At 66.0% G+C, this 26,053-nt stretch carries 20 protein-coding genes; 7 read left to right on the top strand and 13 right to left on the bottom strand.

Going from position 1 to position 26,053, the window contains the following annotated elements; translation table 11 throughout:
- Positions 1 to 20 precede the first annotated feature (20 nt).
- Positions 21 to 1,763, top strand: coding sequence for a choline dehydrogenase (gene betA / locus AC3WG5_RS14000; RefSeq protein WP_492569107.1), 1,743 nt, complete (start codon positions 21 to 23; stop codon positions 1,761 to 1,763).
- A 225-nt stretch (positions 1,764 to 1,988) separates the two neighbouring features.
- On the opposite strand, the gene fghA is transcribed toward betA, so the two are convergent.
- Positions 1,989 to 2,828, bottom strand: a complete 840-nt coding sequence (fghA, locus tag AC3WG5_RS13995; protein WP_492569117.1) for an S-formylglutathione hydrolase — start codon at positions 2,826 to 2,828, stop codon at positions 1,989 to 1,991.
- A 393-nt stretch (positions 2,829 to 3,221) separates the two neighbouring features.
- Positions 3,222 to 4,340: an S-(hydroxymethyl)glutathione dehydrogenase/class III alcohol dehydrogenase gene (locus tag AC3WG5_RS13990; protein WP_008955516.1), complete on the bottom strand. Its 1,119-nt coding sequence runs from the start codon at positions 4,338 to 4,340 to the stop codon at positions 3,222 to 3,224.
- A gap of 123 nt (positions 4,341 to 4,463) precedes the next feature.
- Between AC3WG5_RS13990 and AC3WG5_RS13985 the strand changes: the two genes are divergently transcribed.
- The gene (locus AC3WG5_RS13985; RefSeq protein WP_492569106.1) at positions 4,464 to 5,351 is read left to right on the top strand and encodes a LysR substrate-binding domain-containing protein; all 888 of its coding nucleotides are present in this window, start codon (positions 4,464 to 4,466) and stop codon (positions 5,349 to 5,351) included.
- A gap of 47 nt (positions 5,352 to 5,398) precedes the next feature.
- On the opposite strand, the gene AC3WG5_RS13980 is transcribed toward AC3WG5_RS13985, so the two are convergent.
- A complete protein-coding gene (locus tag AC3WG5_RS13980) occupies positions 5,399 to 6,184 on the bottom strand; it encodes a substrate-binding periplasmic protein (RefSeq protein WP_492569105.1) in 786 nt (261 codons plus the stop codon).
- 257 nt (positions 6,185 to 6,441) lie between these two features.
- On the opposite strand from AC3WG5_RS13980, the gene AC3WG5_RS13975 reads away from it, so the two are divergent.
- Positions 6,442 to 7,941, top strand: coding sequence for a sensor histidine kinase (locus AC3WG5_RS13975; protein WP_492569104.1), 1,500 nt, complete (start codon positions 6,442 to 6,444; stop codon positions 7,939 to 7,941).
- Positions 7,938 to 9,536 carry a DUF3369 domain-containing protein gene (locus tag AC3WG5_RS13970; RefSeq protein WP_492569103.1) on the top strand — a complete coding sequence of 533 codons (1,599 nt, stop codon included), beginning with the start codon at positions 7,938 to 7,940 and terminating at the stop codon, positions 9,534 to 9,536. The genes AC3WG5_RS13975 and AC3WG5_RS13970 overlap by 4 nt, the downstream gene beginning before the upstream one ends.
- A 214-nt stretch (positions 9,537 to 9,750) precedes the next feature.
- On the opposite strand, the gene AC3WG5_RS13965 is transcribed toward AC3WG5_RS13970, so the two are convergent.
- Both AC3WG5_RS13965 and AC3WG5_RS13960 read right to left on the bottom strand, forming a co-directional pair.
- The gene (locus AC3WG5_RS13965) at positions 9,751 to 11,187 is read right to left on the bottom strand and encodes an RtcB family protein (RefSeq protein ID WP_492569102.1); all 1,437 of its coding nucleotides are present in this window, start codon (positions 11,185 to 11,187) and stop codon (positions 9,751 to 9,753) included.
- A gap of 166 nt (positions 11,188 to 11,353) precedes the next feature.
- Positions 11,354 to 11,797 (bottom strand): archease, encoded by a 444-nt coding sequence (locus AC3WG5_RS13960; RefSeq protein WP_492569101.1) that lies wholly within the window; start codon positions 11,795 to 11,797, stop codon positions 11,354 to 11,356.
- Between the two features lie 185 nt (positions 11,798 to 11,982).
- On the opposite strand from AC3WG5_RS13960, the gene AC3WG5_RS13955 reads away from it, so the two are divergent.
- Entirely contained in the window at positions 11,983 to 12,978 is a 996-nt protein-coding gene (locus AC3WG5_RS13955) for a CapA family protein (protein WP_492569100.1), read from the top strand.
- A 28-nt stretch (positions 12,979 to 13,006) separates the two neighbouring features.
- Here the strand turns inward: AC3WG5_RS13955 and AC3WG5_RS13950 are convergent, their stop codons facing one another.
- The 4 genes from AC3WG5_RS13950 to AC3WG5_RS13935 form a co-directional block, all read right to left on the bottom strand.
- Entirely contained in the window at positions 13,007 to 14,329 is a 1,323-nt protein-coding gene (locus AC3WG5_RS13950; RefSeq protein ID WP_492569099.1) for a nicotinate phosphoribosyltransferase, read from the bottom strand.
- Positions 14,326 to 14,919, bottom strand: coding sequence for an isochorismatase family protein (locus AC3WG5_RS13945; protein WP_294867258.1), 594 nt, complete (start codon positions 14,917 to 14,919; stop codon positions 14,326 to 14,328). The genes AC3WG5_RS13950 and AC3WG5_RS13945 overlap by 4 nt, the downstream gene beginning before the upstream one ends.
- Before the next feature lie 385 nt (positions 14,920 to 15,304).
- Positions 15,305 to 15,949, bottom strand: coding sequence for a dienelactone hydrolase family protein (locus AC3WG5_RS13940; RefSeq protein ID WP_492569098.1), 645 nt, complete (start codon positions 15,947 to 15,949; stop codon positions 15,305 to 15,307).
- 164 nt (positions 15,950 to 16,113) lie between these two features.
- Complete coding sequence (locus AC3WG5_RS13935) at positions 16,114 to 17,094, bottom strand: helix-turn-helix transcriptional regulator (protein WP_492569097.1); 981 nt, start codon at positions 17,092 to 17,094, stop codon at positions 16,114 to 16,116.
- A gap of 150 nt (positions 17,095 to 17,244) precedes the next feature.
- Here AC3WG5_RS13935 and AC3WG5_RS13930 point away from each other — a divergent pair, with 150 nt between their 5' ends.
- Together AC3WG5_RS13930 and AC3WG5_RS13925 are read left to right on the top strand one after the other, a co-directional pair.
- Positions 17,245 to 18,054 carry a ThuA domain-containing protein gene (locus AC3WG5_RS13930; protein ID WP_492569096.1) on the top strand — a complete coding sequence of 270 codons (810 nt, stop codon included), beginning with the start codon at positions 17,245 to 17,247 and terminating at the stop codon, positions 18,052 to 18,054.
- Positions 18,051 to 19,157, top strand: a complete 1,107-nt coding sequence (locus tag AC3WG5_RS13925; protein WP_492569095.1) for a Gfo/Idh/MocA family protein — start codon at positions 18,051 to 18,053, stop codon at positions 19,155 to 19,157. Before AC3WG5_RS13930 ends, AC3WG5_RS13925 begins: the two co-directional genes overlap by 4 nt.
- A gap of 336 nt (positions 19,158 to 19,493) precedes the next feature.
- Here the strand turns inward: AC3WG5_RS13925 and AC3WG5_RS13920 are convergent, their stop codons facing one another.
- From AC3WG5_RS13920 to AC3WG5_RS13905, 4 genes are all read right to left on the bottom strand, one after another.
- Positions 19,494 to 21,452, bottom strand: a complete 1,959-nt coding sequence (locus AC3WG5_RS13920) for a methyl-accepting chemotaxis protein (protein WP_492569094.1) — start codon at positions 21,450 to 21,452, stop codon at positions 19,494 to 19,496.
- A gap of 215 nt (positions 21,453 to 21,667) precedes the next feature.
- A complete protein-coding gene (locus AC3WG5_RS13915; protein WP_492569093.1) occupies positions 21,668 to 22,444 on the bottom strand; it encodes a creatininase in 777 nt (258 codons plus the stop codon).
- Positions 22,445 to 22,608: 164 nt separating this feature from the next.
- Positions 22,609 to 23,994: a purine-cytosine permease family protein gene (locus AC3WG5_RS13910; protein ID WP_492569092.1), complete on the bottom strand. Its 1,386-nt coding sequence runs from the start codon at positions 23,992 to 23,994 to the stop codon at positions 22,609 to 22,611.
- A gap of 461 nt (positions 23,995 to 24,455) precedes the next feature.
- A complete protein-coding gene (locus AC3WG5_RS13905; protein WP_041702866.1) occupies positions 24,456 to 25,913 on the bottom strand; it encodes a purine-cytosine permease family protein in 1,458 nt (485 codons plus the stop codon).
- Between the last annotated feature and the right edge of the window lie 140 nt (positions 25,914 to 26,053).

Genomic DNA, 26,053 nt, shown 5'->3' with positions numbered 1-26,053 from the left:
TCGCTACGAAGAGAAGAGTGATGAAAACGGAATTCGACTACATCATCGTCGGCGCCGGTTCGGCCGGCTGCGTGCTGGCCGCGCGCCTGACCGAGGACGCCGACGTCAGCGTGCTGCTGCTGGAAGCCGGCGGCCCGGACTGGCGGCTCGACTGGCGCACCCAGATGCCGGCCGCGCTGGCCTACCCGCTGCAGGGCACGACCTACAACTGGGCCTACACCACCGAGCCCGAGCCGTTCATGAACAACCGTATCATGACCCAGGGCCGCGGCAAGGGCCTGGGCGGCTCGTCGCTGATCAACGGCATGGTCTACATCCGCGGCAACGCGCTGGACTACGACGGCTGGGCCGAGAACCAGGGGCTGGAAGACTGGAGCTATCTGGACTGCCTGCCCTATTTCCGCAAGGCGGAGACCTACGACAAGGGCGCCAACGACTACCACGGCGGCAGCGGCCCGCTGCACGTCACCACACCGAAGGCCGACGTCAGCCCGCTGTTCGAGGCCTTCATCCAGGCTGGCGAGCAGGCCGGCTACCCGCGCACCGACGACCTGAACGGCTACCGCCAGGAAGGTTTCGGCCCGATGGACCGCACCACCACGGCGGACGGCAAGCGCTGCTCCACCTCGCGCGCCTACCTCGACGAGGCCAAGGAGCGCGCCAACCTGACGGTGCAGACCCGCGCCCTGGCCGACCGCATCCTGTTCGAGGGCTCGCGCGCCGTCGGCGTGCGCTACATCCAGGGCGACCAGCCCAGGGAAGCGCGCGCGCGGCGCGAGGTGATCGTCAGCAACGGCGCCATCGCCAGCCCACAGCTCTTGCTGCGCTCCGGCGTCGGCAACGCCGACGAGCTGAAGGCGATGGGCATCCAGGCAGTCGTCCACCTGCCCGGCGTCGGCGAGAACCTGCAGGACCACCTCGAGATGTACGTCCAGTTCGAGTGCAAGCAGCCGGTGTCGCTCTACCCGGCGCTGCAATGGTGGAACAAGCCCGGCATCGGCCTCGAGTGGTACCTGAAGGGCACCGGGCCCGGCGCCAGCAACCACTTCGAGGCGGGCGGTTTCATCCGCAGCGACGCCTCGTTCGCCTGGCCCAACCTGCAGTACCACTTCCTGCCGCTGGCGGCCAACTACGACGGCAGCAATGCGGTGAAGGCGCACGGTTTCCAGTGCCACGTCGGCTCGATGCGCTCGACCAGCACCGGCTACGTCAAGCTCAAGAGCCGCGACCCGCGCGACAAGCCGCGCCTGCTGTTCAACTACATGGCCGACCCGGTGGACTGGAAGGAATTCCGCGCCGGGGTGCGCCTGACGCGCGAGATCATCAACCAGAAGGCGATGGACCCGTTCCGCGGCAAGGAGATCCAGCCCGGCATCGGCGCCAAGAGCGACGCCGAAATCGACGCCTTCGTGAAGAGCCATGCCGAGACCGCGCTGCACCCGTCCTGCACCTGCAAGATGGGCGACGCCAGCGACCCGATGGCGGTGGTGAACAACGAGGGCCTGGTGCACGGTCTCTCGGGCTTACGCGTGGTGGACGCCTCGATCATGCCGCGCGTGGTCACCGGCAACCTGAACGCGCCGACCATCATGATGGCCGAGAAGATCGCCGACAAGATCCGCGGCCGCACGCCGCTGGCGCGCTCGCAGGCCCCCTACTTCGTCGCCGACGGCGCCCCGCCCAAGTTGGGCCAGGCGGGCGGCAAGAAGAAAGACGGCGGCGGGCTGCTGCTCTACCCGCCCAAGGTGGCGGCGCGGGGCTGAGGCACGGCACACCGCACGCAACCGGCGCATCGCTGACACGATGCGCCGGTTTTTTTGTGCGGGCTTCGGCCAACCCTGGCTGCGGGGCGTCGACCTCGGCCTATGGGTCGCGCTGCGCACCGCCGAGCCTATGTCCTGCGCCACAAAAAAAGCCGCGCGCCGAGTGATCGGTGCGCCGGCTGTGTCTTGCCCGGCTTCGGCCAACGTTTGCCCTCTCCCGCGTCTTCAGCCTTGCAATGCCGCGGCGTGGAAGCGCAGGTGCTCTTCGATGAAGCTGGCGATGAAGTAGTAGCTGTGGTCGTAGCCCGGCTGCAGGCGCAGCGTGAGCGGGTAGCCGGCCTTGTCGGCGGCCTGGCGCAGCGCCTCGGGGTGCAGCTGGGTGGCGAGGAAGTCGTCGGCGTCGCCCTGGTCGACCAGCAGCGGCAGGCGCTCCTCGGCGCTCGCCAGCAGCAGCGAGGCGTCCCACTCGCGCCAGCGGCTGCGCTCGGGGCCGAGGTAGCCGCTGAACGCCTTTTCGCCCCACGGGCAGTTGACCGGGTTGGCGATCGGTGCGAACGCCGACACCGAACGGTAGCGCCCCGGGTTGCGCAGCGCGCACACCAGCGCGCCGTGGCCGCCCATGGAGTGGCCGGAGACCGCGCGCCGGCCGTCCACCGGGAACACCGCCTCGATCAGCGCCGGCAGCTCGTGCACCACGTAGTCGTGCATGCGGTAGTGGGCCGACCACGGCGCCTGGGTGGCGTTGAGGTAGAAGCCGGCGCCGAGGCCGAAGTCCCAGCCGCCGGCCGGGTCGCCCGGCACGCCCTCGCCGCGCGGGCTGGTATCGGGCGCCACCAGCGCGATGCCCAGCTCGGCCGCCACGCGCTGCGCGCCGGCCTTCTGCATGAAGTTCTCGTCGGTGCAGGTCAGCCCGGACAGCCAGTACAGCACCGGCACCCGCGCCTCGGGGTTGGCCGAAGGCGGCAGGTAGATGGAGAAGTGCATGGTGCAGTTGAGCGTGCTGGAGTGGTGCGCGTAGCGCTTGTGCCAGCCGCCGAAGCTCTTGTTGCACGACACCAGTTTCAGGGTATCGGTCATCGTCTTGGCCTTGTCTGTTGCGGGGAAAGGAATGCCTGTTTCAGCTGGCGAGTGAGTGTCGAAGGATGGGTGACGCACCGCGAGACCCATCATCATCGATGGGTTTCGGGACCTTGTCCCTCCACCCATCCCCAGATATGCACTTGGCACAGGGACCACCGCCCGCTGGAGCAGGCAGGCAAAACCTGTTCACGATCTGTCGCGAGCGCCCCTCAGCGGAGCGAAGAGCAGCGCAGAAACCGGAATGTACTGGGGTACATGAGGCTTCCCGATCGCTGGGCCAATCCCTGCGTGCCAATCTCCGATTGGCTCAGCGATAGATTCGCACGCAGAGCATATGAGCCCCGATCAGGGGCGCGCAGCAGGATCGTGAGCTGGTTTTCAACGATCGAACAGGATCACGGAACGGATGCTCTTCCCTTCGTGCATCAGGTCGAAGGCGGTGTTGATGTCGTCCAGCCCCATGGTGTGGGTGATGAAGGTGTCGAGCTCGAACTCGCCCTTCATGTAGCGGTCGACGTAGCTCGGCAGCTCGGAGCGGCCGCGCACGCCGCCGAAGGCCGAACCGCGCCACACGCGCCCGGTCACCAGCTGGAACGGACGGGTGCTGATCTCTTCCCCGGCGCCGGCCACGCCGATGATCACCGACTCGCCCCAGCCCTTGTGGCAGCACTCCAGCGCCGAGCGCATCACCTTGACGTTGCCGATGCACTCGAACGAGTAGTCCACGCCGCCGTCGGTCAGATCGACGATTACTTCCTGGATCGGACGGTCGTAGTCGAGCGGGTTGATCACCTCGGTGGCGCCCAGCTGCTTGGCGATCTCGAACTTGTCCGGGTTGATGTCGATGCCGATGATGCGGCTGGCCTTGGCCATCACCGCGCCGATGATCGCCGACAGGCCGATGCCACCCAGGCCGAAGATGGCCACGGTGGAGCCCGGCTCGACCTTGGCGGTGTTCATCACCGCGCCCATGCCGGTGGTGACGCCGCAGCCCAGCAGGCACACCTTCTCCAGCGGGGCTTCCTTGCTGATCTTGGCGACGGCGATCTCCGGCAGCACGGTGTACTCGGAGAAGGTCGAGGTGCCCATGTAGTGGTAGATCGGCTTGCCGTCCTTCGAGAAGCGGCTGGTGCCGTCCGGCATCAGGCCCTTGCCCTGCGTGGCGCGGATCGCCTGGCACAGGTTGGTCTTGCCCGACAGGCAGAACTTGCACTTGCCGCATTCCGGGGTGTAGAGCGGGATGACGTGGTCGCCCGGCTTCACCGAGGTCACGCCCGGGCCGACTTCCTCGACGATGGCGCCGCCCTCGTGGCCGAGAATGGCCGGGAAGATGCCTTCCGGATCGGCGCCGGACAGGGTGTAGGCGTCGGTGTGGCAGACGCCGGTCGCCACCATGCGCAACAGCACCTCGCCCTCTTTCGGGCCTTCCACATCCACCAGCTCGATTTCCAGCGGGCGCTTGGCGCCCCAGGCCACGGCGGCACGCGATTTGATCATGATGTTCTCCACGGTAAGAAGTTATCTCGACAGTATCGGTTGCCCTCTCCGGGTTTAAAAGGCGATTTTCGGGAAACATTATTGCCACTGAGGGATAATGGGCGACTCGAGGAAAGGATGCGCATGGACGGCTGGGAAGGCATAGCGGAATTCGTCGCGGTGGCCGAGAGCGGCAGCTTCTCGCGCGCGGCCGAGCGGCTCAGGGTGTCGTCGTCGCACGTCAGCCGCCAGGTGATGCGGCTGGAAGAGCGGCTGCAGGCAAGGCTGTTCTACCGCAGCACGCGCAAGGTCAGCCTGACCGAGGCCGGGCAGACCTTCTTCAACCACTGCCAGCAGCTGCAGGAGGCGCGCGACGAGGCGTTTCTCGCCGTCAACGCACTGCACAGCAGCCCCAAGGGCCTGCTGCGCATGACCTGCGCCGTCACCTACGGCGAGCGCTTCGTGGTGCCGCTGGTGAACGATTTCATGGCCGGGCACCCGCAGCTCTCGGTGGAGATCGAGCTCACCAACCGCACCGCCGACCTGCTGCACGAGGGCTTCGACCTCGCCATCCGCCTGGGCCAGCTGGCCGACTCCAGCCTGGTCGCCACGCGCTTAGCACCCCGCACCATGCACCTGTGCGCCGCTCCCGCCTATCTCGCGCACCACGGCACGCCGCACACGCTGGGCGAGCTCTCACGCCACCAGTGCCTGATCGGCACCTCGTCGGTGTGGAGCTTCCGCCTCGACGGCCGCCCCTGGCACTTCAAGCCGCAGGGACGCTGGCGCTGCAACAGCGGCCAGGCGGTGCTGGACGCTGCGCTGCGCGGCTTCGGCCTGTGCCAGCTGCCGGACTACTACGTGCGCGAGCCGCTGCGCCAGGGGCGGCTGGTGGAACTGCTGCCGGCGCACACCCCGCCCAACACCGCGGTGTGGGCGGTCTACCCGCAGCAGCGCCACCTCTCGGCCAAGCTGCGGCTAATGGTCGACCACCTGCGCGAGGGGCTGGCCAAGCTGCCGGAGTACCGCTGAAGAGCGTTCAGGGGCAAAGCAAGGTTGGCCGAAGACCGGGTGCTGCCTTACTCGCCGGACGACGGAGGCTCCATGGCCAGTTCATGGCGCAGCCGTTCCAGCGAACCGTCCTGGCGCATCACCGCCAGCCCGGCGTTGAACTCGGCCAGGCGCTGTTCCCAGCCGGGCACGCGCCGCGAGAACCCGACATATAGCGGCAGCGAGTAGACCGGCGGCTCCAGCCACACCAGCCGCCCACGCTGCTCCGGCAGGCGGTAGCGCAGCAGGTAGCGGGCCACCCCCTTGTCGATCAGCGCCAGGTCGACGCGCCCCGCCGCCAGCTTGCGCAGGTTGGCTTCGTCGTCGATGGCCTCCTCGGTCCGCAGCCGCGCGGCCTCGACATTGGGTGGCTTGAGGTAGCCGCGCACCACGCCGATGGTGAGCGAGCGAAGCCGCGGCAGGCGGCGCACGTCGTGGCGCCGATCGGCACGCGCGTAGAAGCCGACCACGTTGTCCACCAGCGGCTGACTGTACGCCAGGAACGCCTCGCGCTCTCTGGAGTGCCACAGGCCGACGACACCGTCGCTGCTGCCCTCCTTGGCCTCGTACAGGGCACGCGCCCAGGGGCGGTACTGGATCACCACCTGAAGCCCGGCGCGGCGAAACGCCTCCACGGCGATGGCGGTGGCGATGCCCTGCCGCGGCAGCGAGGGACTGGTATAGGGCGGGTATTCGGTGGACAGCAGGGTCAGGGGCGCGCCCGGGCACAGCGCAGCGAGCGTGCCCAGCAGCAGCGCCGCCAGCCCCTTGCGACCGGCACGCACGATCCATCCGCTCACCGCATCGTTTGGCATGGCGTTTTTCCCGCGGCGCTCCCGTGCCGGCCAAAACGGGGCCGGTGGCCGCTCCTTTCAGTCTAGCGCCCTGATTTTGCAGGCAACAGCTCGGCATCAACCCCGTTTCCTTCCCACGTCGGCCACCCGGCCGTCACCTCGCCCCGGAACGCGCCGCCCGGGTGCGAACAGGCTCTTGGCGGCCGCGTCCTTGTTCTATCTTGAAACTGTGAGCCTGCGCCGGCCACGCCCTCCATCCACCGAGACCCTTCTTCTCGATGAAACACAGCATCGGCTTTCGCCTCAACCTGTTGTTCGTGCTGCTGGTCACGGCGGTGCTGAGCGTGTCCGGCTGGCTGACCTACCTCAACACCCGTCAGCAGCTAGAGCAGCAGTACAGCGAAGCGCGCCGCGCCGTGCAGCAGCGTCTGCGCACCAACCTGCCCTTGCCGATCTGGAACCTCGACACGGCGTTGCTGCAGCAGAACCTGACGGCGGAGCTGACCAGCCCGGTCGAGCGCATCGCGGTGTACGAGGAAAACGGCAAGCTGCTGCTGGCGCGCGGCGTGGAGCCGGTCGAGGCGGCGGCCGCCGAGCGGCTCGACGTGCCGCTCGCCCTCAAGCAGTTCAACCAGACCCACGCCCTCGGCCACGCCCGCGTGTGGCTGTCGCGCGCCAGCATCGAGGCGCAGTTGAGCAGCCAGGTGTTGAACCGCGTGGCCGAAATCCTGGCGCTGGACGCGGTGCTGCTGATCGCGCTGTCGATCGCGTTGCGTCTCATGGTGCTGAACCCGCTGGAGACGCTGAAGGACGCCCTGGCGCTGGCGGCCGAGCACCAGGGCGGCGAGGACAGCCTCACCCTGCTCACCGAGCGCCAGGACGAATTCGGCGACGTGGTGCGCAGCTTCAACCGCATCGCCCAGCGCCTGGCCGAGGACGTGGAAAAGGGACGCCAGGCCGAAGCCGAAATCCGCTTGGCCTACGACAACCTCAAGCAGGCCCAGGCCACGCTGATGCAGAGCGAGAAGCTGGCGGCGCTGGGCGGGCTGGTCGCCGGCATCGCCCACGAGATCAACACCCCGGTCGGCATCACCCTCACCTGCGCCAGCCTGCTCGGCGACAAGACGCGCCAGCTCGCCGGCCAGCTCGAGGCGGGGCAGCTGAAAAAATCCGACGTGCAGGGCTACGTGCAGACGGCGAGCGAAAGCGTCGGGCTGATCCAGGTCAACGCCGAGCGCGCGGCGCACCTGGTGCAGAGCTTCAAGCAAGTGGCGGTGGACCAGATGAGCGAGGAGCGCCGCGAGTTCGATCTCGCCGGCTACCTGCACGAAGTCATCGCCAGCCTGCGCCCCAAGTTCAAGCACAGCGCCATCCGCGTCAGCATCGACTGCGCCGAGGGCATCCGCCTCGACAGCTACCCCGGCGCGCTGGCCCAGATCATCACCAATCTGCTGGTCAACTCGCTCACCCACGCCTTCGACGAGGGGCAGCCGGGCGAGGTCACGATCCGGGCACAACAGTTGGGCGGCGAGATCGCGCTGGAATTCGCCGACAACGGCAAGGGCATCGCGCCGGAGAACCTGCCGCGCGTGTTCACGCCGTTTTTCACCACGCGGCGCAGCGCCGGCGGGAGCGGATTGGGGCTGCACATTGTCTATAACATCGTCACCGGTAAATTAGGTGGACGGTTGCAGGTGGAGAGCCGGCCCAACGCGGGCACGCGCTTCACCCTGCAGTTTCCGGCGGTGGCGCCGGCGGTCAGCGAGGGCAAGGGATGAACAGCGCCGAAACGGTAACGAGCCAGGAAGACTGGCTGATCGAGGACGAAGCGGGCACCACGCCGCCACCTCCCCTGTTGCGCCCCTGGCGCGTGCTGGTGGTGGACGACGAGCCGGACGTGCACGCGGTGACCCGCCTGACGCTGCAGGGCGTCAGCTACAAGGACCGCGCCGTCGAGCTTCTGAGCGCCTACAGCGCCAAGGAAGGCATGGATATCCTGCGCACGGAAACGGACATCGCGCTGGTGCTGCTCGACGTGGTGATGGAGAGCGACCACGCCGGGCTGGAGATGGTGCGCGAAGTGCGCGAGGGACTGGGTAACCGCCTGGTGCGCATCGTGCTGCGCACCGGCCAGCCGGGCCAGGCGCCGGAACAGGAGGTGATCGTCTCCTACGACATCAACGACTACAAGGCCAAGACCGAACTCACCGCGCAGAAGCTGTTCACCACCGTGATCGCCTCGCTGCGCGCCTACGAGAGCCTGTTCATCATCGAACGCAGCCGCCAGGGACTGGATGCCATCCTGGCCGCCACCTCCAACCTGTACCAGATCCAGTCGCTGCGCGAGTTCGCCTCGGGCGTGCTGCGCCAGATCAGCGCCATCCTCGACGTCGGCACCGACGGCGTGCTGTGCGTCTGCGAGGACGCCACCATCGCCGGCGGCACGCTGCAGGTGATCGCGGCCACCGGCCTGTTTGCCGAGCTGCAGCAGAGCGGGCAGCTCGACAGCAGCAGCGCCATCTTCCAGGCCATGCAGCAGGCCGCCGAGAAGCACAGCTGCATTTTCAACCACCCCGGCTCGGTGCTGTATTTCGATACCCACTCGCGGCGCACCTTCGTGATCTACTTCACCCCGCCGCGCCCCCTGTCCGAGGTGGACCAGGAGCTGCTCAAGGTGTACTGCAACCGCATCGCCGCCGCCTTCGACAACCTCTACTACCACACCCAGATGAAGAACGCCCAGGAGGCCACCGTGGTGGCGCTGGCCGACCTCGCTGAATACCGCGACAGCACCACCGGCGACCACGTGCTGCGGGTGCAGCGGCTGACCGACGCCATCGCCCACCGCATGGCGGCCAAGGGACTGCACCCCGACATCCTGACACCGAGTTTTCTCGAAATGGTGGGCATGGCGAGCATCCTGCACGACGTCGGCAAGGTCGGCACCCCCGACCTGATCCTGCACAACCCGAGCAAGCACAACCCGGAAGAATGGGAGGTGATGAAGCAGCACGCCAGCATCGGCGCCAAGATCCTGGAGAAGTCCGCCAGCATGGTGGAGGGCGAGAGCTACCTGTCAATCGGCGCGCAAATCGCCGCCGGCCACCACGAGTACTACAACGGCAAGGGCTATCCCAACGGCGTGGCCGGCAGCGCGATTCCGCTGTCGGCGCGCATCGTCGCGGTGGTGGACGTGTTCGACGCCCTGCTCTACCGCCGCCCCTACAAGGAACCGTGGCCCTTGCCGGATTCGGTCGCCTACATCCGCGACCACGCCGGCGAACACTTCGACCCCGAGGTGGTGGAAATCTTTCTCGAGCTGATCCGGGAAGAACACCCCGACCTGGTGCTGCCGCCGGCGAAGGCGGCGTGAGGGGGGTTCGGGCTATTCGAAGGTTGGCCGAAGCCCCGCCCCAAAGCTTGTGAAAGAAATCGTCGCGAGCGTCCCTCAGCGGGGTGAAGAGCAGCACAGGAACCGGAATGGACTGGAGTCCATGAGGATTCCACATCGCAGAGCGAATGCAAGATTCGCACGCAGAGCACATGAGCCCCGATCAGGGATGCGCAGCAGATTTATTCACAAGCGCTCATCCCTTGATGCAGATCTTCGGTCTCAGAAACGCCACGCGCCGCGCCAGCCCGGCCGCCTCGGTCACGTCCGCCACGCGGTCGACGTCCTTGTACGCCCCCGGCGCCTCTTCCGCCGCGCCGCGCAGCGAGCCGGTGCGGATCAGGATGCCCTGCGCCGCCAGATCGTCCAGCAGCTGCCGGCCATGCCAGAACTTCAGCGCCTGGTGGCGGCTCATGGCGCGCCCGGCGCCGTGGCTGGCCGAGGCGAAGGCGTGGTTCTGCCCGGGCGGGTTGCCGGCCAGGATGTAGGAGCCGGTGCCCATGCTGCCGCCGATGATCACCGGCTGGCCGACCGCGCGGTAGGCGTCGGGCAGGCCGGCGTGGCCCGCACCGAAGGCGCGCGTCGCGCCCTTGCGGTGCACGTACAGCGTGCGTTCGCGTCCCTCCACGCGGTGCCGTTCCACCTTGCAGGTGTTGTGTGACACGTCGAACAGCGTGTCGAGACGGGCGCTTGGCCAATAGCGCGCCAGCACGCCCCGCGTCAGCGCGGCCAGTATCTGGCGGTTGGCCAGCGCGCAGTTGATGGCGCTGTTCATCGCGCCCAGGTAGTGCTGTCCGGCCTCGGAGCGGATCGGCGCGCAGGCGAGTTCGCGGTCCGGCAGCGTCAGGCCGAGGCTGGCCGCCGACTTGGCCAGCAGCAACAGGTAATCGGTGCCGATCTGGTGCCCGAGTCCGCGCGAGCCGCAGTGGATCGACACCAGCACCTGCCCCACCCGGAGGCCGAAGGCCGTCGCCGCGGCCTCGTCGTGGATGCGGTCCACCACCTGCACTTCCAGGTAATGGTTGCCGGAACCCAGCGTGCCCATCTCGCCCAGCTGGCGCTTCTTGGCCAGGTCCGACACCCAGCCCGGCTCGGCGCCGCCGACACAGCCCTGCTCCTCGATGTAGGGCAGATCGTCGGCCGGGCCGAAACCCTGCGCCACCGCCCAGTGCGCGCCCTGCCGCATCACCTGTTCGAGTTCCCTGACGGACAGCCGCAACCGCCCCTCTTCACCGACCCCGGCCGGTATCTCGCGGAACAGGCTGTCGGCCAGGTGGTGCCGTTGCGGCGCCAGCTGCTCCCAGTTCAGGTCGGTGCGCAGGCAGCGGATGCCGCACGAGATGTCGAAGCCCACGCCGCCCGCCGACACCACCCCGCCGGCGTCGGCGTCGAAGGCGGCCACGCCGCCGATCGGAAAGCCGTAGCCCCAGTGCGCGTCGGGCATGGTCATCGCCGCGCCCACCAGCCCCGGCAGCCGCGCCACGTTGCGGATCTGCTCCAGCACCTTGTCGTCCATGCCGCGCAACAGCTCGGCGTCGGCGAACAGCCGCACCTCGCCGCCCGCCTCGGCGCGGGACGGCGCCAGCGTCCACTCGTACGGCCCAGCCTGCCGCAAGCGCGCGATATCCATCATTACACCTCCTGGCCACCATCGCTAAAACCTGTTCAGGAGCCGTCGCGAGCGGCCCTCAGCGAGGTGAAGAACAGCGCAGAAACCGGAATGGACAAGGAGTCCATGAGGATTTCGAGCAGTGCATGAGCCCCGATCAGGGCAGCGCAGCAGGATCATGGACAGGTTTTTACACGTCCACCACACAGCGCGCCCTCCACCCGCTGTCCTGCGGCGTCAGCGAGAGCTGCGTCAGGGTGGCGCCCTTGACCTCGACGCCGCGCTCCAGTGCCGCCGTCCACGGCTGCCCCGCCGCCACGCCGTGCCAGCGGCTGCCGTCGCGCTGGAGCCGGAAGCGGCACCACACCAGGCGCCGGCTCTGCGCCTCCGCCAGCAGCAGGTTGAGCCAGGTCACCAGCGCCAGCTCCGGGTCGGCCTCGTCGAAATCCAGCTCCAGCTGCTGCTCCGGGCGCAGCGCGGCGAGATCGGTCATCACCGCGAACATCGCCTCGGCCGCCGCCTCCATCGCCGCCTCGGGGGTCGCCCCGCAGGCCTCGATGCCGAGATCGGCGTCGTGGTCGAAATAGCCGTAGCGCGGCGTTGTCATCGTCGCCGGCACATCGGGTGGGGCCATGGCATCGCCTCCCGCCCCGCTCCCGTCCGGGAGCGGGCATCGTGAATCCTTCATTATATGAAGCCGTCCGGGCGACGGCCTCGCCCCCGCACCGGCCGCCACGGTCGAAAAACCGTCGCTTTCCGCCCCGCCAGCGCCACGGCGGGCTAGCCTATGAAGTGGGAGCGAACGGCAAGGAGAGCGCGATGACCACCCTGGCGCTGGCGGGCGACGTGATGCTGGGACGGCTGGTGAGCGATATCGTGATCAAGAACCCGCCGGCCCAGCCCTGGGGCGATCTGCTGCCGATCATGGACGGCGCCGACGCCCGCCTCGTCAACCTGGAATGCGCCATCACCCGGCACCGCCAGCGTTGGACGCGCACCGACAAGGTGTTCCACTTCCGCGCCGACCCACGGGTGGTCGAGGTGCTGCGCGCGGCGCGCATCGACGCCGTCGCGCTCGCCAACAACCACGTGCTCGATTACAACGAGGCCGGCCTGCTCGACACCCTGCAGCATCTCGACCGCGCCGGCATCGCCCACGCCGGCGCCGGCCACGACCTGGCCGAAGCCTGCCGGCCGGCGCTGATCGAGGCCGGCGGCTGCCGCGTGGCGCTGATCGCCATCACCGACAACGAATCGCCGTTCGCCGCCACCAGCGAACGCCCCGGCACGCGCTACCTGCCGATCGACCCGGCCAGCCTGCCGGCGCTGCAACAGCAGGTGCAGGCGGCGCGCGGAGCCGGTGCGGCGCTGGTGGTGCTGTCCTGCCACTGGGGGCCGAACATGGTCGAGCGCCCGCCGGCGCACTTCCGCGCTTTCGCCCGCGCCGCCGTCGATCTCGGCGTGGATCTGTTCCACGGCCACAGTGCCCACCTGTGCCAGGGTGTCGAGATTCACCACGGCAAGCCCATCCTGTATGACACCGGCGACTTCCTCGACGACTACGCGGTCGACCCGTGGTGGCGCAACGACTGGAGCTTCCTGTTTCTGGTGACGTTCGAGCACGGCCGACTGACGCGGTTGGAGCTGGTGCCGGCGCTGCTCACGCTGGCGCGGGTCCAGCGCGCGCCCGAGCCCGAGCGCTCCGCGCTGTGCCGCCGCATGCAGGCGCTCTCGGCCGAATTCGGCACCGACTTGCTCGAAGCCGGCGAACGGCTGCGCTGGGAGGCGGGGGATGGCGGAGATGCGGGGGCCTAGGCTCGCCACCGCCCGTACATGAAGAAAACTAGTGCTCTTCCCGATCGAGCTGCTGCGCCAGGTCCTGCAGCGCCGGGCTGATCTCGATGCGGTATGGCCGCGTGGCCGGCAAGCGGCGCAACTGCGCGGCAACGTGATCGCGGCTTTGCGCCAGGGTCACCGCCTCGCCCACGCGCTGCCCCTGGCGCATGCAGCCTTGCAGCAAGGGCTCGCCGGCCGGCGGCGGCTCGTCCAGCAAGGCCACCACGTCGTGGTCGAAGCGGCCGTCCGCGGCGTAGCAGCGATACACCTGCTTGCGGCCGGGCCAGGTCGCCTTGCCCGTGGAGCGCTTGCGCCGCGCCGTGCCGGCGTATTCCTGCAGCTTGTAGACGCAGTCGAGGTAGGGGCTGTCGCAGGCGGTGTCGACGCGCGTGCCGACGCCGAAGCCGTCGATCGGCGCCCCCGCGGCGAGCAGGCAGCGCAGCTCGTCCTCGTCGAGGTTGCCGCTGCAGAAGATGCCGATGCCTTGCTGGCCGGCCGCGTCGAGGATGGCCCGCACCGCGCGCGCGTGCGCGGCGAGGTCGCCGCTATCGAGCCGCACCGAGCCGATGCGGATGCCCTGCTGCGCCAGCCGGGGCGCCAGCGCCGCCACCTTGCGCGCCGCCGCCTCGGTGTCGTAGGTATCGATCAGGAGCACCACGTTGTCCGGCTGCGACCGGGCAAAGTGCTCGAAGGCCTCGACCTCGGTGGCGTGCGCCTCGACGTAAGAATGCGCCATGGTGCCGAACACCGGGATGCCGAACCGCATCCCGGCCTGCACCGTCGCCGTGCCGTCGTACCCGGCCAGGTAGCAGGCACGCGCCGCCATCAGGCCGGCCTCGCCGCCGTGGGTGCGGCGAAAGCCGAAGTCGACCAGGCGCTTGCCCGGCGCGGCCAGCGCGCAGCGCACCGCCTTCGACGCCACCACGGTCTGGAAATGCACCAGGTTGATGAGTCGGCTCTCGATCAGCTGGGCCTGCGCGATCGGCGCCGTGACGCGCAGGATCGGCTCGTTGGGGTAGAACAGCGTGCCCTCGGGCATGGCGTCGATGTCGCCGCAGAAGCGGAAGTCGCGCAGGTAATCGAGAAACGCCGGCTTGAACCGGTGCTGGCCGGCGAGCCAGTCCAGTTCCTGCGGGGCAAAGCGCAGCGTCTCGACATACTGCAAGAGCTGTTCCAGGCCCGCCGCGATCAGGAAATCGCGCCCCGGCGGCAGGCTGCGCACGAAGCATTCGAATACCGCGGTCTCCGCCATGCCTTCGTCGAAATAGGCCTGCAGCATGGTGAGCTGGTACCAGTCGGTGAGGAGCACGCTGCCGGACGAGCCGCTCATGCCGCCAGATCCCGAAACACCACCGGATGCGCGCCGAGCCGGCACATCTCGCCCTCGGCACGCATGCCGTCGTCGGGATCGACGTTGACGGCACGGATCGCATCCACCAGCAGGCACACCGTGAAGCCCTGCTTGAGGGCGTCACGCACGGTGTTGAGCACGCAGTAGTCGGTGGCGAGCCCGCCGACGAACAGACGCCCCACCCCGTTACGCTGCAGGGCATGTTCCAGCCGTGTGCCGTCGAAGCCGGAATAGGCGTCCCGCTTGGTATGCATGGCCTTCGAGACGACGACGGTCGAGCGCGGCAGGTGCAGCCTCGGCGCGAACTGGGCCCCTTCGCTGCCGGCAATGCAATGCGCCGGCCAGGCCCCGCCCTGCGGGGTGAACGAACAGTGATCGGGAGGATGCCAATCCCGGGTGGCATATACCGGCAAGCGCTGAGCCACGAAAACATCGATATAACGGTTGAGCACCGGCACCACCTCGTCGCCGCTACCTACCGCCAACCGCCCGCCGGGCAGGAAGTCGTTCTGCACGTCGACCACGAGAAGGGCGTCACCGTGCGACAGTGTGATGACAGATGGGGACATGGCAATCATCCCGAAGCAGCAATTTCTCACTTTATTGTAGACCCGCTGTCTGGCTGCGGCAGGAACGACAAGGCCTGCGCCGGCCATTTGCAGCCGACCGGACGGGGCCAGGATCAGGGTGAGAAAAAAGAGATGCCGGCAGCGCGTCGGGACGCCGGTGGTGCGCCATAAGGGCCTGTTCAAGGTCTTTTATTTCGACTGCGGCCGGGCACTGCCGGTGCAAGAAAGACCCTGAGCCGGCGCTAAGAACCTGTTTACGATCTGCTGCGCGTCGGCGATACGGCGTTAAAAACGTCTTCGGAATGCTCATTTACCACGAGTAAACTCCGCTTCCTCAGCCGTTTTTGCCTTGTCTCGCTCTAGCTCACGAGATCGTAAACAGGCTCTAAAGGGACAGGTGGGTGCGCAGCCACTGCGCGGCGTGGTTGGCGACCTCGGTGAGCGTGCCCGGTTCCTCGAACAGATGGGTGGCACCGGGAATGATGACGAGCGAGGTCGGGCAGTGCATGTGGGCCTGCGCTTCCTGATTGAGGCGGATCACCTCGACGTCGAGCTCGCCCACCAGCAGCAGGGTCGGGCTGTGCACCTGCGCCAGCGACGCCGCGCCGGCCAGGTCGGGGCGGCCGCCACGCGACACCACGGCGGCGATGTCCGCGCCCTGATGCGCTGCCGCGCGTAGCGCCGCGGCCGCACCGGTGCTGGCGCCGAAATAGCCCACCGGCAGCGCGGCGGTGTCGGGCTGGCGCTTGAGCCAGGCGGTGGCGGCCTCCAGCCGCTCGGTGAGCAGGGCGATGTCGAAGCGCGTCTGGTAGACCTGGTCTTCCTCGCGCGTCAGCAAATCGAACAACAGCGTGGCAATACCGGCCTCCTGCAGCACCTCGGCCACGTAGTTGTTGCGCGGACTGAAGCGGCCGCTGCCGCTGCCGTGGGCAAACAGCACGACGCCGACCGCCCCCAGGGGAATCTCCAGGTGCCCCTCGAGCCAGGCCTCCTGCACCGGAATGGCCACTTCACGCTTGCCGCTTTGCATCTTGCCCCCTCGCCGCCGGCACGCCGATCAGCCGGTGTATCGTCCCTTCACTGTAGCCCATGGCGCTGCGTGCCGGGCGATGATCCAGGACCTGGAGCCGGGCACGCGGTGATGGCCGCACCGTGACGGCGCACGGCGACCCGCCCCCACCCGAGCGATCGCTATCAGCGCTCCGCAGCCCCTTGCTCCCGAGCCGCCCGCCAGGCCTTGGGGGTCAGGCCGAAATGCGCCCGGAAGGTGCGGATGAAGTAGCTCTGGGTGGCAAAACCGCAAGCCCACGCCACCTCCTTGCCGGCCCGCGCGCTCTCGCCCAGCAGACGGGCGGCGCGCTCCATGCGCTGGCGGTTGATGAAGGCGGCGAGGTGTTCGCCGGTCGTCTGGCTGAACAGGTGCGACAGGTAATCCGCGGTGCAGCCCGACTGCGCGGCGAGACGCCGCACGCTGAGCTGATGATCGCCCAGCTGGTTCTGCACCAGAACGCGCACCCGCGCCACCAGCGGCGGCTCCTGCCGGGTGTCGGCGCTGGCGTCGTCGAGCGCGCGCAGCACCCCGGCGGTGGCCGCCACCACCAGCGCTCGCGCCTGGGCTGCGGCCCAGGCCGGCTCCGTGTCCGTCGCCGCACCGGAGCTGCGCCCCAGGCGCGCGGCATCGGCCAGCCAGTCGTGAATGCCGTGCGCCTGGGCATGCTGGCGCGCCTCCAGGTGCAGGATGCCCGGCTGCCCCGGCGCTTCCTCGTGGGCGATGTGGCAGATCAGCGTCGCCCCCTCGGCGTACACCACGATATTGCAGAACGGCGTGCCGTCCTCCGCCGCACCGACGCGCTCGGCGTGCAGCAGCTTGGGAGGGAGCACCAGCGCCTCGCCCGGCCCCAACCGCAGCTCGCCGTGCGGAAAGCGGAAGCGCGTCCACCCCGCCACCTGCAGGAACAGCTCGGGCGCCAGATGGAAGTGCCCGTCGCCGCCGGCCGCCCACTCACCCGCCGCGCCGGGCAGCCGCAAGGGCCGGGTTCCGTCCGCCAAGCCGTGCACAAACGCCGCCAGCTCGCGGCGCATCCGGGGGGCCTGTTCGGGCGCGGCCTGGCGCGGGCTCGGCTGCCGGACGATCGCTTCGAGCGACGGCGGCAATGAATCCAGGTTTTTTGACATTCTTCGCAGTTTTTTCGCGCTCTTTCAGATTGAGGGAAGGCCCGGAGGACGGCTACTCTTTTTCACGTCGGACCACACCATTCGGCCCCACAACCAAGCAGGCTGGAACTCGGTCATTGCCTAGCGTTGAAACCACCCTGGAGAAGCATTGTGCTAAAAACCAAGATTTCTGTCATTGTCTGGAACGAATTCCGCCACGAGCGGGAGAGCGAGGCGGTGCGCGCCATCTACCCGGACGGGCTGCACACCACCATTGCCGCCGCGCTCGCCGAGACGCCGGCGCTCAACCCCGGCGCGCTGCCGCTGGAGATTGCCACCGCCACGCTCGACGAGCCCGAGCACGGCCTGTCCGAAGAACGCCTGGCCGGCTGCGACGTGCTGCTGTGGTGGGGCCACAAGGCGCACGACCAAGTGTCCGACGCCGTGGTGGAGCGCGTGCAGCGCCGCGTGCTGGAAGGCATGGGGCTGATCGTGCTGCACTCCGGCCACTTCGCGAAGATCTTCCGCCGCCTGCTGGGGACGAACTGCTCGCTGAAGTGGCGCGAGGCGGACGAGAAGGAACGCGTGTGGGTGGTCGAGCCGTCGCACCCGATCGCCGCCGGTCTCGGCGAGTACTTCGAGCTGCCGAACGAAGAGATGTACGGCGAGCGCTTCGACATTCCGCAGCCGGACAGCACCGTGTTCATCTCGTGGTTCGAGGGCGGCGAGGTGTTCCGCTCCGGCTGCTGCTGGGAGCGTGGCCACGGTCGTATCTTCTACTTCCGCCCCGGTCACGAGGCCTACCCGACCTACCACGACGCCAACGTGCAGCGCGTCCTGGCCAACGCGGTGCAGTGGGCCACCCCGCGCGTCAACATCGTCGATCGCTGCCCGATGTCGCCGCCGCTGGAAAAGCTGAGCGAAAAGACCGTGAGCTTCGGCAAAGTCGGCATCCTGCAAGGCAAGGGAGATATCCAATGAACGACGACTACAAGGTGGAAGTGAAAGACGCGCCGCGCGCCGAAGACGGCCGCCGCCTGCGCGTCGGCGTGATCGGCCTCGGCATCGGCCGGTTGCATATCGAGGGCTGGCTGCAGCACCCGCAGGTGGAGGTGGCGGCGATTTGCGACCCCGACCTCGAGCGGCTGGCCAAGGTCGGCGAGCAGTTCGGCATCGCGGCGCGCTACGACAGCGCTGACGCGATGCTGGCGGCGGAGCGGCTCGACGTGGTGAGCGTGTGCACCCCGAACAAGTACCACAAGGAGCTGACGCTGGCGGCGTTCGAGGCCGGCTGCCACGTGTTGTGCGAGAAGCCGATGGCGCTCAACGCGGACGAGGGGCGCGAGATGCTGGAAGCGTCGCGCCGTGCCGGCAAGCGCCTGATGATCAACTTCTCCTACCGCTTCTCGGCGCAGTCGCGCGCGCTGAAGGCGCAGGTGGACGCCGGGCGCTTCGGCGACTTCTACTTCGGGCGCTCGGTGTGGCACCGCCGGCGAGGCATGCCGGGTTTCGGCGGCTGGTTCGGCACCAAGGCGCTGGCCGGCGGCGGCCCCTTGATCGACCTCGGCGTGCACCGCCTCGACCTGGCCCTGTGGCTGATGGGCTACCCCAAGCCGACCTGGGTGATGGGTGGCAGCTACGACCACATCGCGCGGCCGCTGGCGGCGCAATCCGGCAAGGACTTCGACGTCGAGGACCTGGCCTGCGCGCTGATCCGTTTCGACAACGGCGCCACGCTGGCGCTGGAAGCGTCCTGGGCCGCCAACATCCGCGAAGCCGAGCTGATGGAGACGCGCCTCCTTGGCACCCGGGCCGGCCTGCTGCAGCACAACGTCGGAGAGGGCTACACCTTCGACGCGCACATCTTCCTGGAGCAGGACGGCGCGCAGTTCGACATGCGGCTCAATCCAGCGGCGACACCGGCGCACTCGGCGATGCACGATTACGCCGAGGCGATCCTGAACGAGCATCCTCACCCGGCACCGGGCGAGGAAGGGCTGATCGTGATGGAAATCCTCGACGCAATCTACGCCAGCGCCCGCTCGGGCGAACCGGTGAGGATCGGCAGCGCGGCCCGCGGCTAACAGCAGCGGCCGGCCTGACGCGCCACATCCAAGGTGGCGGCAATGGCCGGCCCCACGCCGTCTTCGGCCAACCTTAGCCGGCAGGGAAACGAACCCGATCGGCCGCGTGCACCACCGACAGATCGGGGGAAACACCGAGCCGCTCGCTGAACCTGTTCCTCCCTGACCCCAGCAGCGGTCACCGGCTCCAGGCTCAGAACCTGTTTACGATCTCGCGAGCTAGCGCGGGACAAGGCAAAAACGGCTGAGGAAGCGGCGTTTACAAGCAGTAAACAAGCATTCCAAAGCCGTTTTTAACGCCGTATCGCCAAAGCGCAGCAGACCGTAAACCGGTTCTCAGGTCTTGAAGCGGCTCACCAGTTGGCCCAGCCCGCCCGCCAGCTCCACCAGCTGCACGCTGTGGCTCGCCGCCTCGTCGGCGTGGTGCGACACCTGGTGCGCCGCGCCGCAGACATGCTCGATGTCGCTGGAGAGCCGCGCCGTGGCCTGGTGCTGATCGGTGCTGGCGCGCGCGATCTGCGCGTTCATCTCGTGGATCACCCGCACCGACTGCGAGATGCGGCCAAACGCCTCGCGTGCCGCGCCGCTCTTGAGCACCGTGTCGTCGGACTGCGCCAGGCTGCTCGCCATTTCGCGGGCCACCAGCCGCGTGCCCTGGCCGAGCTTGTCGAGCAAGGCCTGGATCTGGCGCGTCGACTGCTGCGTGCTTTGCGCCAGCGAACGCACCTCGTCCGCCACCACGGCAAAACCGCGCCCCTGCTCGCCGGCGCGCGCCGCCTCGATCGCGGCGTTGAGCGCCAAGAGGTTGGTCTGGTCGGCGATGCCGCGGATCACCTCGAGGATGGCGGTGATGTCCTGCCCGGCGGCCTCCAGCTCCTGCAGCGACGCCGAGGCCTGGCGCAGCGTGGCGCTCAGGGCTTCGACGCTGGCCACGGTCTCGTCCACCACCTGCTCGCCCTGCAGCACCGACTGCTGACCGTCCTGCGCCGCGGTGGCGGCCTGCTCGCAATTGCGCGCCACCGTTTCCGCGCTGTCCGCCATGCGGCTGACCGCGCTCGCGGCGTTCTCCAGCACCGCGAGCTGGGCCTGTGCCGTCTGGCTCATGGTGCGCGCGACGTGATCCACGCGTCCGGCGGATTCGCCCACCTCGCCGGCCTTGAGGCTGGTCTGCCGCACCAGGTGCAGGATAGTGTCGAGAATGCCGTTGAAGCGTTGCGCCAGCGTCGCGGTCTCGTCGCGCGACGTCACCGTGAGCCGGCGCGTCAGCTCGCCGTCGCCGGCGGCGATGGCGTGCAGCCCCTCTGCCACCTGCTGCACCGGGCGCGCGATCAAGCCGGCGAGCCAGCCCCCCAGCAGCGACAGCACCAGCACCAGGCCGAGGCTGATCGCCGCGATGGTCCAGGCCATGCGCTCGGCGTGGGCGTAGATCTCGGCGCGCTTGACCAGGCCGATGAACTTCCAGCCCAACAGCGGCGACTTGATCACGTTGGCCTGGTACGCCTCGCCGCCCAGCGTCACGGCGACCTGGCCGGCGTCGAGCGCGCCGAGCGCGGCGTAGGCGCCGCCGTCGATCTCGGCCAGCTTCTTGAAGTTGTGCTCGGGCTTGAGCGGGTCGACCAACACCGTGCCGTTGCCCTGCACCAGCATCAGGAAGCCGCTCTCACCGATGCGGATCTTCCGCACCATATCGGTCAACCCCTTGAGCGACATGTCCATGACCATCACCCCCAGCTTGCGGCCATTACGCTTGATCGAGTGCGCAGAACTGATCAGGGTGGTGTCGTCGCCCGCCCAGTAATAGGCGTCGGTCAGCACGCTGCGCCCGGGATTGGCCATGGCCAGGGTGTACCAGGGGCGATTGCGGGGATCATACGGTGCATTCACCTTCCCCTCCGGCCACTGCACTAGCCCCCCCTGTTCCGTGCCGACATAGATATAAGCCAGTTCAGGGTGAGTGCTGCCAAACTGATGGAACAGCCGGAACAACTCCTCTTCGACACCGCCCTTATGACCCGAAGCAATGGTCTGCTCGCCAGATAAAGAAGTGAAATTGCTGACCTGCGGACCCAGTTGCTCCATTTGCGGCAAGGAGGCGAAAAAAGCGGCATTTTCAAATACCCCCTTGAAGGTGCTGCTCAGCGCTTTATCGATTTGCCGGATCTCACGGCCACTGGCCTCGATGAAATGCTGCATCGCCTCCGAACGGGCTTGCAGTATCGACAGCGTGGCGATAACCGATACCGGCAACAACGTGGTAAGCAGGAAGCAAAACACCAGCTTCGTGCGTATTTTCATAACAGACTTCTCCCCTTTTTCGCCAAGACACTTCATCCCAAGCGGCGCTTGGCGACAGCTCTCCAATCGCAGAGAGCATGAAAAACCAAAGTCTTGGCTATATCCAGACGCACGAAAGCCCACTCCATTCGGATACGCTCCACGATGGAATGTTTTGTCTGGCGCAACACCTCGCACGAGGTGTTGCGCCTATTTGGATTGGTGTAAAGCCGGAGTTAGTTGTCGAAGGCCGTCGACAGGGCGGTACTGATCCCGTCGACACACACTTTCAGCAATAATTCGCCGTGTTCGGCACTGGCCTTCTTTGCCGAGGAAAGGCAGCCCGATGCCGGCGTCCATTCCGGCTTGACGGGGAAGAAATCGTAAGGAGGGAACGTGGCCGGCGGATGGTCGACCACTTTGTCGATATCCACCAGATTCGGATAGAGATGCAGCATCAGCGAGGTTTCGAGTACACCACCATGCTCTACCGCCCAGCCTGGGAATTCATCCTGATAGATTGTCTCGATTGCCTCAGGGGTGACGAAATCCCAATACGAAAGCACCACCGTAGAGAAGTCGCGAATCCCATCCCAGCGCAGTTCACGCTGTGCGAGGTCAACGCCTTCGACGATAAACATCGAATTCTCGTAATGGCCGTTGACCAGCACCGTCTTGCGAACCCCATGACGAGCCAGTTCTTTCAAAACATCACGGATCGTGCAAGTCAGCGTGTGGCCGTCGAGACTCGTCGTCCCCGGCATATGATTCCCGCCGCCACATTTCTGCTGTGACTTGTAGCCGTAGGAGATCGGCGGTGCGACGAGCGCGTCAATGTTTCGGGCCACCCGTTCGGCAATTGCCGTCGGCAACAAGACGTCGGTATTGAGCGACATATGATGGCCGTGCTGCTCGAGTGCGCCAACGGGAATCATGACGACGGTTTGACCATCTTTGACCTTGGCGTCGTAAACCGGCCAGGTCAGTTCGGAAATATGCGGGCTATGCTTCATTTCACTTCTCCAGAATGCTGCCATCACTTCGACGCAGCCAAAACATCACTTCGACGCAGCCAAAACATCACTTCGACGCAGCCAAAACATCACATCGACCCTCTCCCGGCCTATTGAGCACCCGAAGCCCGGGAGAGGATCAGCAGAGCAAGGGGCAAACGATCTCAGGCGCTTTCCGTCGCTGTACGCTGGCCGGCCAAACCGCGCACCCACGACAGGACGATGTAAAGCACCGCCGTTATCGCTGCCGACGGTAACGAGGCCGTGTACTGCGCGGCAACATCCTTCATGCCGTAGGCGAGGATGAAATACACCGCCAGGCCCACCATCATGGCGATCCAGCCATTCGCGTTCCAATCGCCGAATGCACTGAGCGTACGCCCGCGGCTGTCTTCCTTGGCGAAGATGTCTTCGTCACGCACACGGCATTTGCGGATCAGGAAGTAGTCCACCACCACCAAGGTCCACAACGGGATGAAAATCCCCCCCACGATGCCGAGCACGAACTCGAAATACTCGACAAAGTGCTTGAACATCAGCGGCAGGAAGCACATCGCCAGCTGCAGTAGAGCGATGAAGATCAGGAATTTGCGCGGATTGGTGCTGCGAGTGGCCCCGACCAGACCCATGGCCGAGCCGTACAGCACCGTGATGTTGGTACTGATGGTGGCGAAGAACACCACGAGGAAGGCCACGATCCCCATGCCCAGCGAAGCGATGATCGAGCTCGGATCGGAGTTGTTCGGGTCGAACACGCCGGTATCCAGCACCACACCGATTACGCCGATCGCGCCGACCGTCATGAACCAACCCTGGCCGATATTGACGCCCAGCCAGCTACCCAGCGTGGCCGAGGTACCGTTCTTCGCCAAGCGCGAGAAGTCGCAGATCATCGCCCAACCCCAGCAGAAGCCGAAGGCGAGGTCGATGAAGAACTGCGGGTTCTTCTGCTGACTCTGTGGCAGGGTGAAGTTGGCGATCTTCGCGTAATCCCAATGCTGGAGCACCACCACGGTTTCCCAGATCCCCAGCACCAGCAGCAGCGCGACGGCGATCCACTCCAGGTACTTGATCGCCGCCTGGCCATAGACGACCGTGACCCCCTGCAGCACCGCCGTGGTCACAATGCCGGCCAGCAGCGTCCAGGTGCCGCCGGGTGCACTATGCACCGGCCAGCCAAACATCGCGTTGAACACATAAGAAAGCGAAATGGCAGCAATATAGGTATTGATGCTTGGCCAACCGATCAGGCCAACAAACTCACCAATCCCCATCAGCCTTGCGCCCTTCACGCCAAGAGAGGGAATGGTCGAGGCGACGGTTGAGGCTCCGTGCTTGTAGCCGATCCAAGCCACCATCGCCCAAGGAATCATCATCAGGGGCAGATAGATGAAACTGTATTGCCACACGAAAGTCATGCCCAGCGCTGCCGCCATGCCACCGAAATACCACGAGCCCGTATTGACGCCCGAGCCGAACCACGTGAACAAGGTATCTAAAAAGCCGTACTCCCGCTTATCACGCGGGATTTGCTGTGTTCCATACTCCATCTCTCCACTCCTTTGTCATGATAAGCCATGTTAGTCACCGTTCCGATCTGCCATTCTCTCGTGGCAAAGTGACTATCCATGGGGGTCTTACTGGATCTAACGTCTCTTTTCTACAGACCTCTACATATCGCTACGGTGAATACGCTCCTTTTGAGGGTTTGTTAATAATCCGGGATGCGGCTCGGCGTATACGCACCCGTTCAACATCTGAAACGGTGTTAATTCCTCACCAGAGGCTGGCAAAAGATAAACTCTGTTCTTGCCAGTCCGTGCTGCTTTTTTTCGGACCAGCCGAATCTCAGCCTCGCAGCGGCGATAAATAATATGCAGGAGAAAAGCCTGCACCGGATATTGGGAAAGAAAAACATCAAACAGTCGATTCCCTGGCCCCTACCGCTCGGGTAGGAGCCAGGAAAAAGATCAAGGATCAGCGATTATGGTCTCGACCGAGGTTGGATCGATTAGATCGACCTCCCGGCCACAGCCGCCTCAACTCTGCACCCAGCCTTAAACGAGTATTGATTCTTGGCCAGGAAGTAGTACAGCAGACCAGGCACCAGCAGCCCGAATTCGAAGCCCACATCGCCCCAGCCCAGGACTTTAGTCATCAGAGGGCTGGCAAAAACCGGGGAGTTGGAGAAAAGTACCGAAACCGAGATACCGGCCAGCCAAGCAATCAGGCCCGGCCAGAAAATGCCTTTGTTATACCAGTAATCCCCCTGCCCCCACTTCATCATGTCGGCCGAGTTGTACCGGCCCTTGCGCATGAAATAGTCGACGGTAATGATCGCGGCCCACGGTCCGGTCCAGAAAACCATGTAACCGAGAAAGGTTTCATACACGCTGTAGAAGGATCCGTAGAAAACCGTCATGACCCGGAAGCCCAGCGTGAACAGGGCAATGATGCCGAGGGAGGCCACTCGGCTGATGGGAATCCGCAGGGCCAACAGACCGAGGCCAGCGGTATAGCCATTGGGGACGTTGGCCGCAATGCCGCCGACAATGATGGCCAGCAACAGCGGAACCATGAACCATGCCGGCAGGAACTTGTCGAGCTGGCCAACCGGGTCGTAGCCGAGATTGCCCCCTACCGCCATGGCAAACAGCACGCCGATAATTTCGCAAACGGTCAAGGCAACAAACTGACCGCCACCCGCGAAGAGCGCGATTTTCTTCCAGCTGGTTTCAGACGGGAAATAGCGGCTGTAGTCCGAGGCAAAGTTTGCCCAACCGATGGGGAACGCGCACACCACACCCATCGCCACCAGCCAGGTGCTCATGGAGGCGGAACGGCTGTCGGTCAGCAAGTGCTGGGCCAGATCGGCATGCGGATAGACGAAATACACCAGACCGGCAAACAGTGTCGCCAGAATCATGGCAATCCACTTTTCGGCGGCGATGATGGTCGCATGGCCGAAAATCGCCAGGATGATCTCGGCCGCCAGGATGATGGCCAGCGAGATCCAGACCACGAGCGAACTGGTGAAGCCGCCCATTTTCATGATGGTTTCCAAGGCCTCGGTCGCCACCACCGAGTTGATCGAAAACCAGCTGAGCGCGGAAATCAGGCTGACCGCCTTGGGGAAAAACGAACCCAATTGCCCGAAAGAACTGCGGGAAACCACAATCCCGGCCGTCCCGGTCTTTGGTCCCATAATGGTAGAAAATCCAACGACCAAACAGCCGAGCAAGTTTCCTGCCAATATTGCAGCAATGGCCTGCCAGAATGAGAGCCCCTGAGAGTAGGCCATCGCTCCGGTTACCACCACCACATAGTTGATGTTTGCCCCCAGCCACATCTTGAAAAGATCTTTCGGGGAGCCATGCCTATCCTTCACGGGGATGGGCTCAAGGGCATGTTGCTCAATGCTCCATGCCTTGTCTGCCGCCACAGCGGCTTGATTATGCTGATTGCTCATTGGTTTCTCCTCCAAACTGATAGTAGTAGTGCAGTATTACCCTGCTAATCCCTCTAATTTTGTTTAAGGTTGGGATTAACTTACCACTAAAGCTTTCATACCATTCGTCATCCTCCACAAATCAATTCAGTATTATTTTT

Source organism: Pseudogulbenkiania sp. FW507-F1 (assembly GCF_058781125.1).
This window is presented reverse-complemented; position numbering and strand designations above follow the sequence as displayed.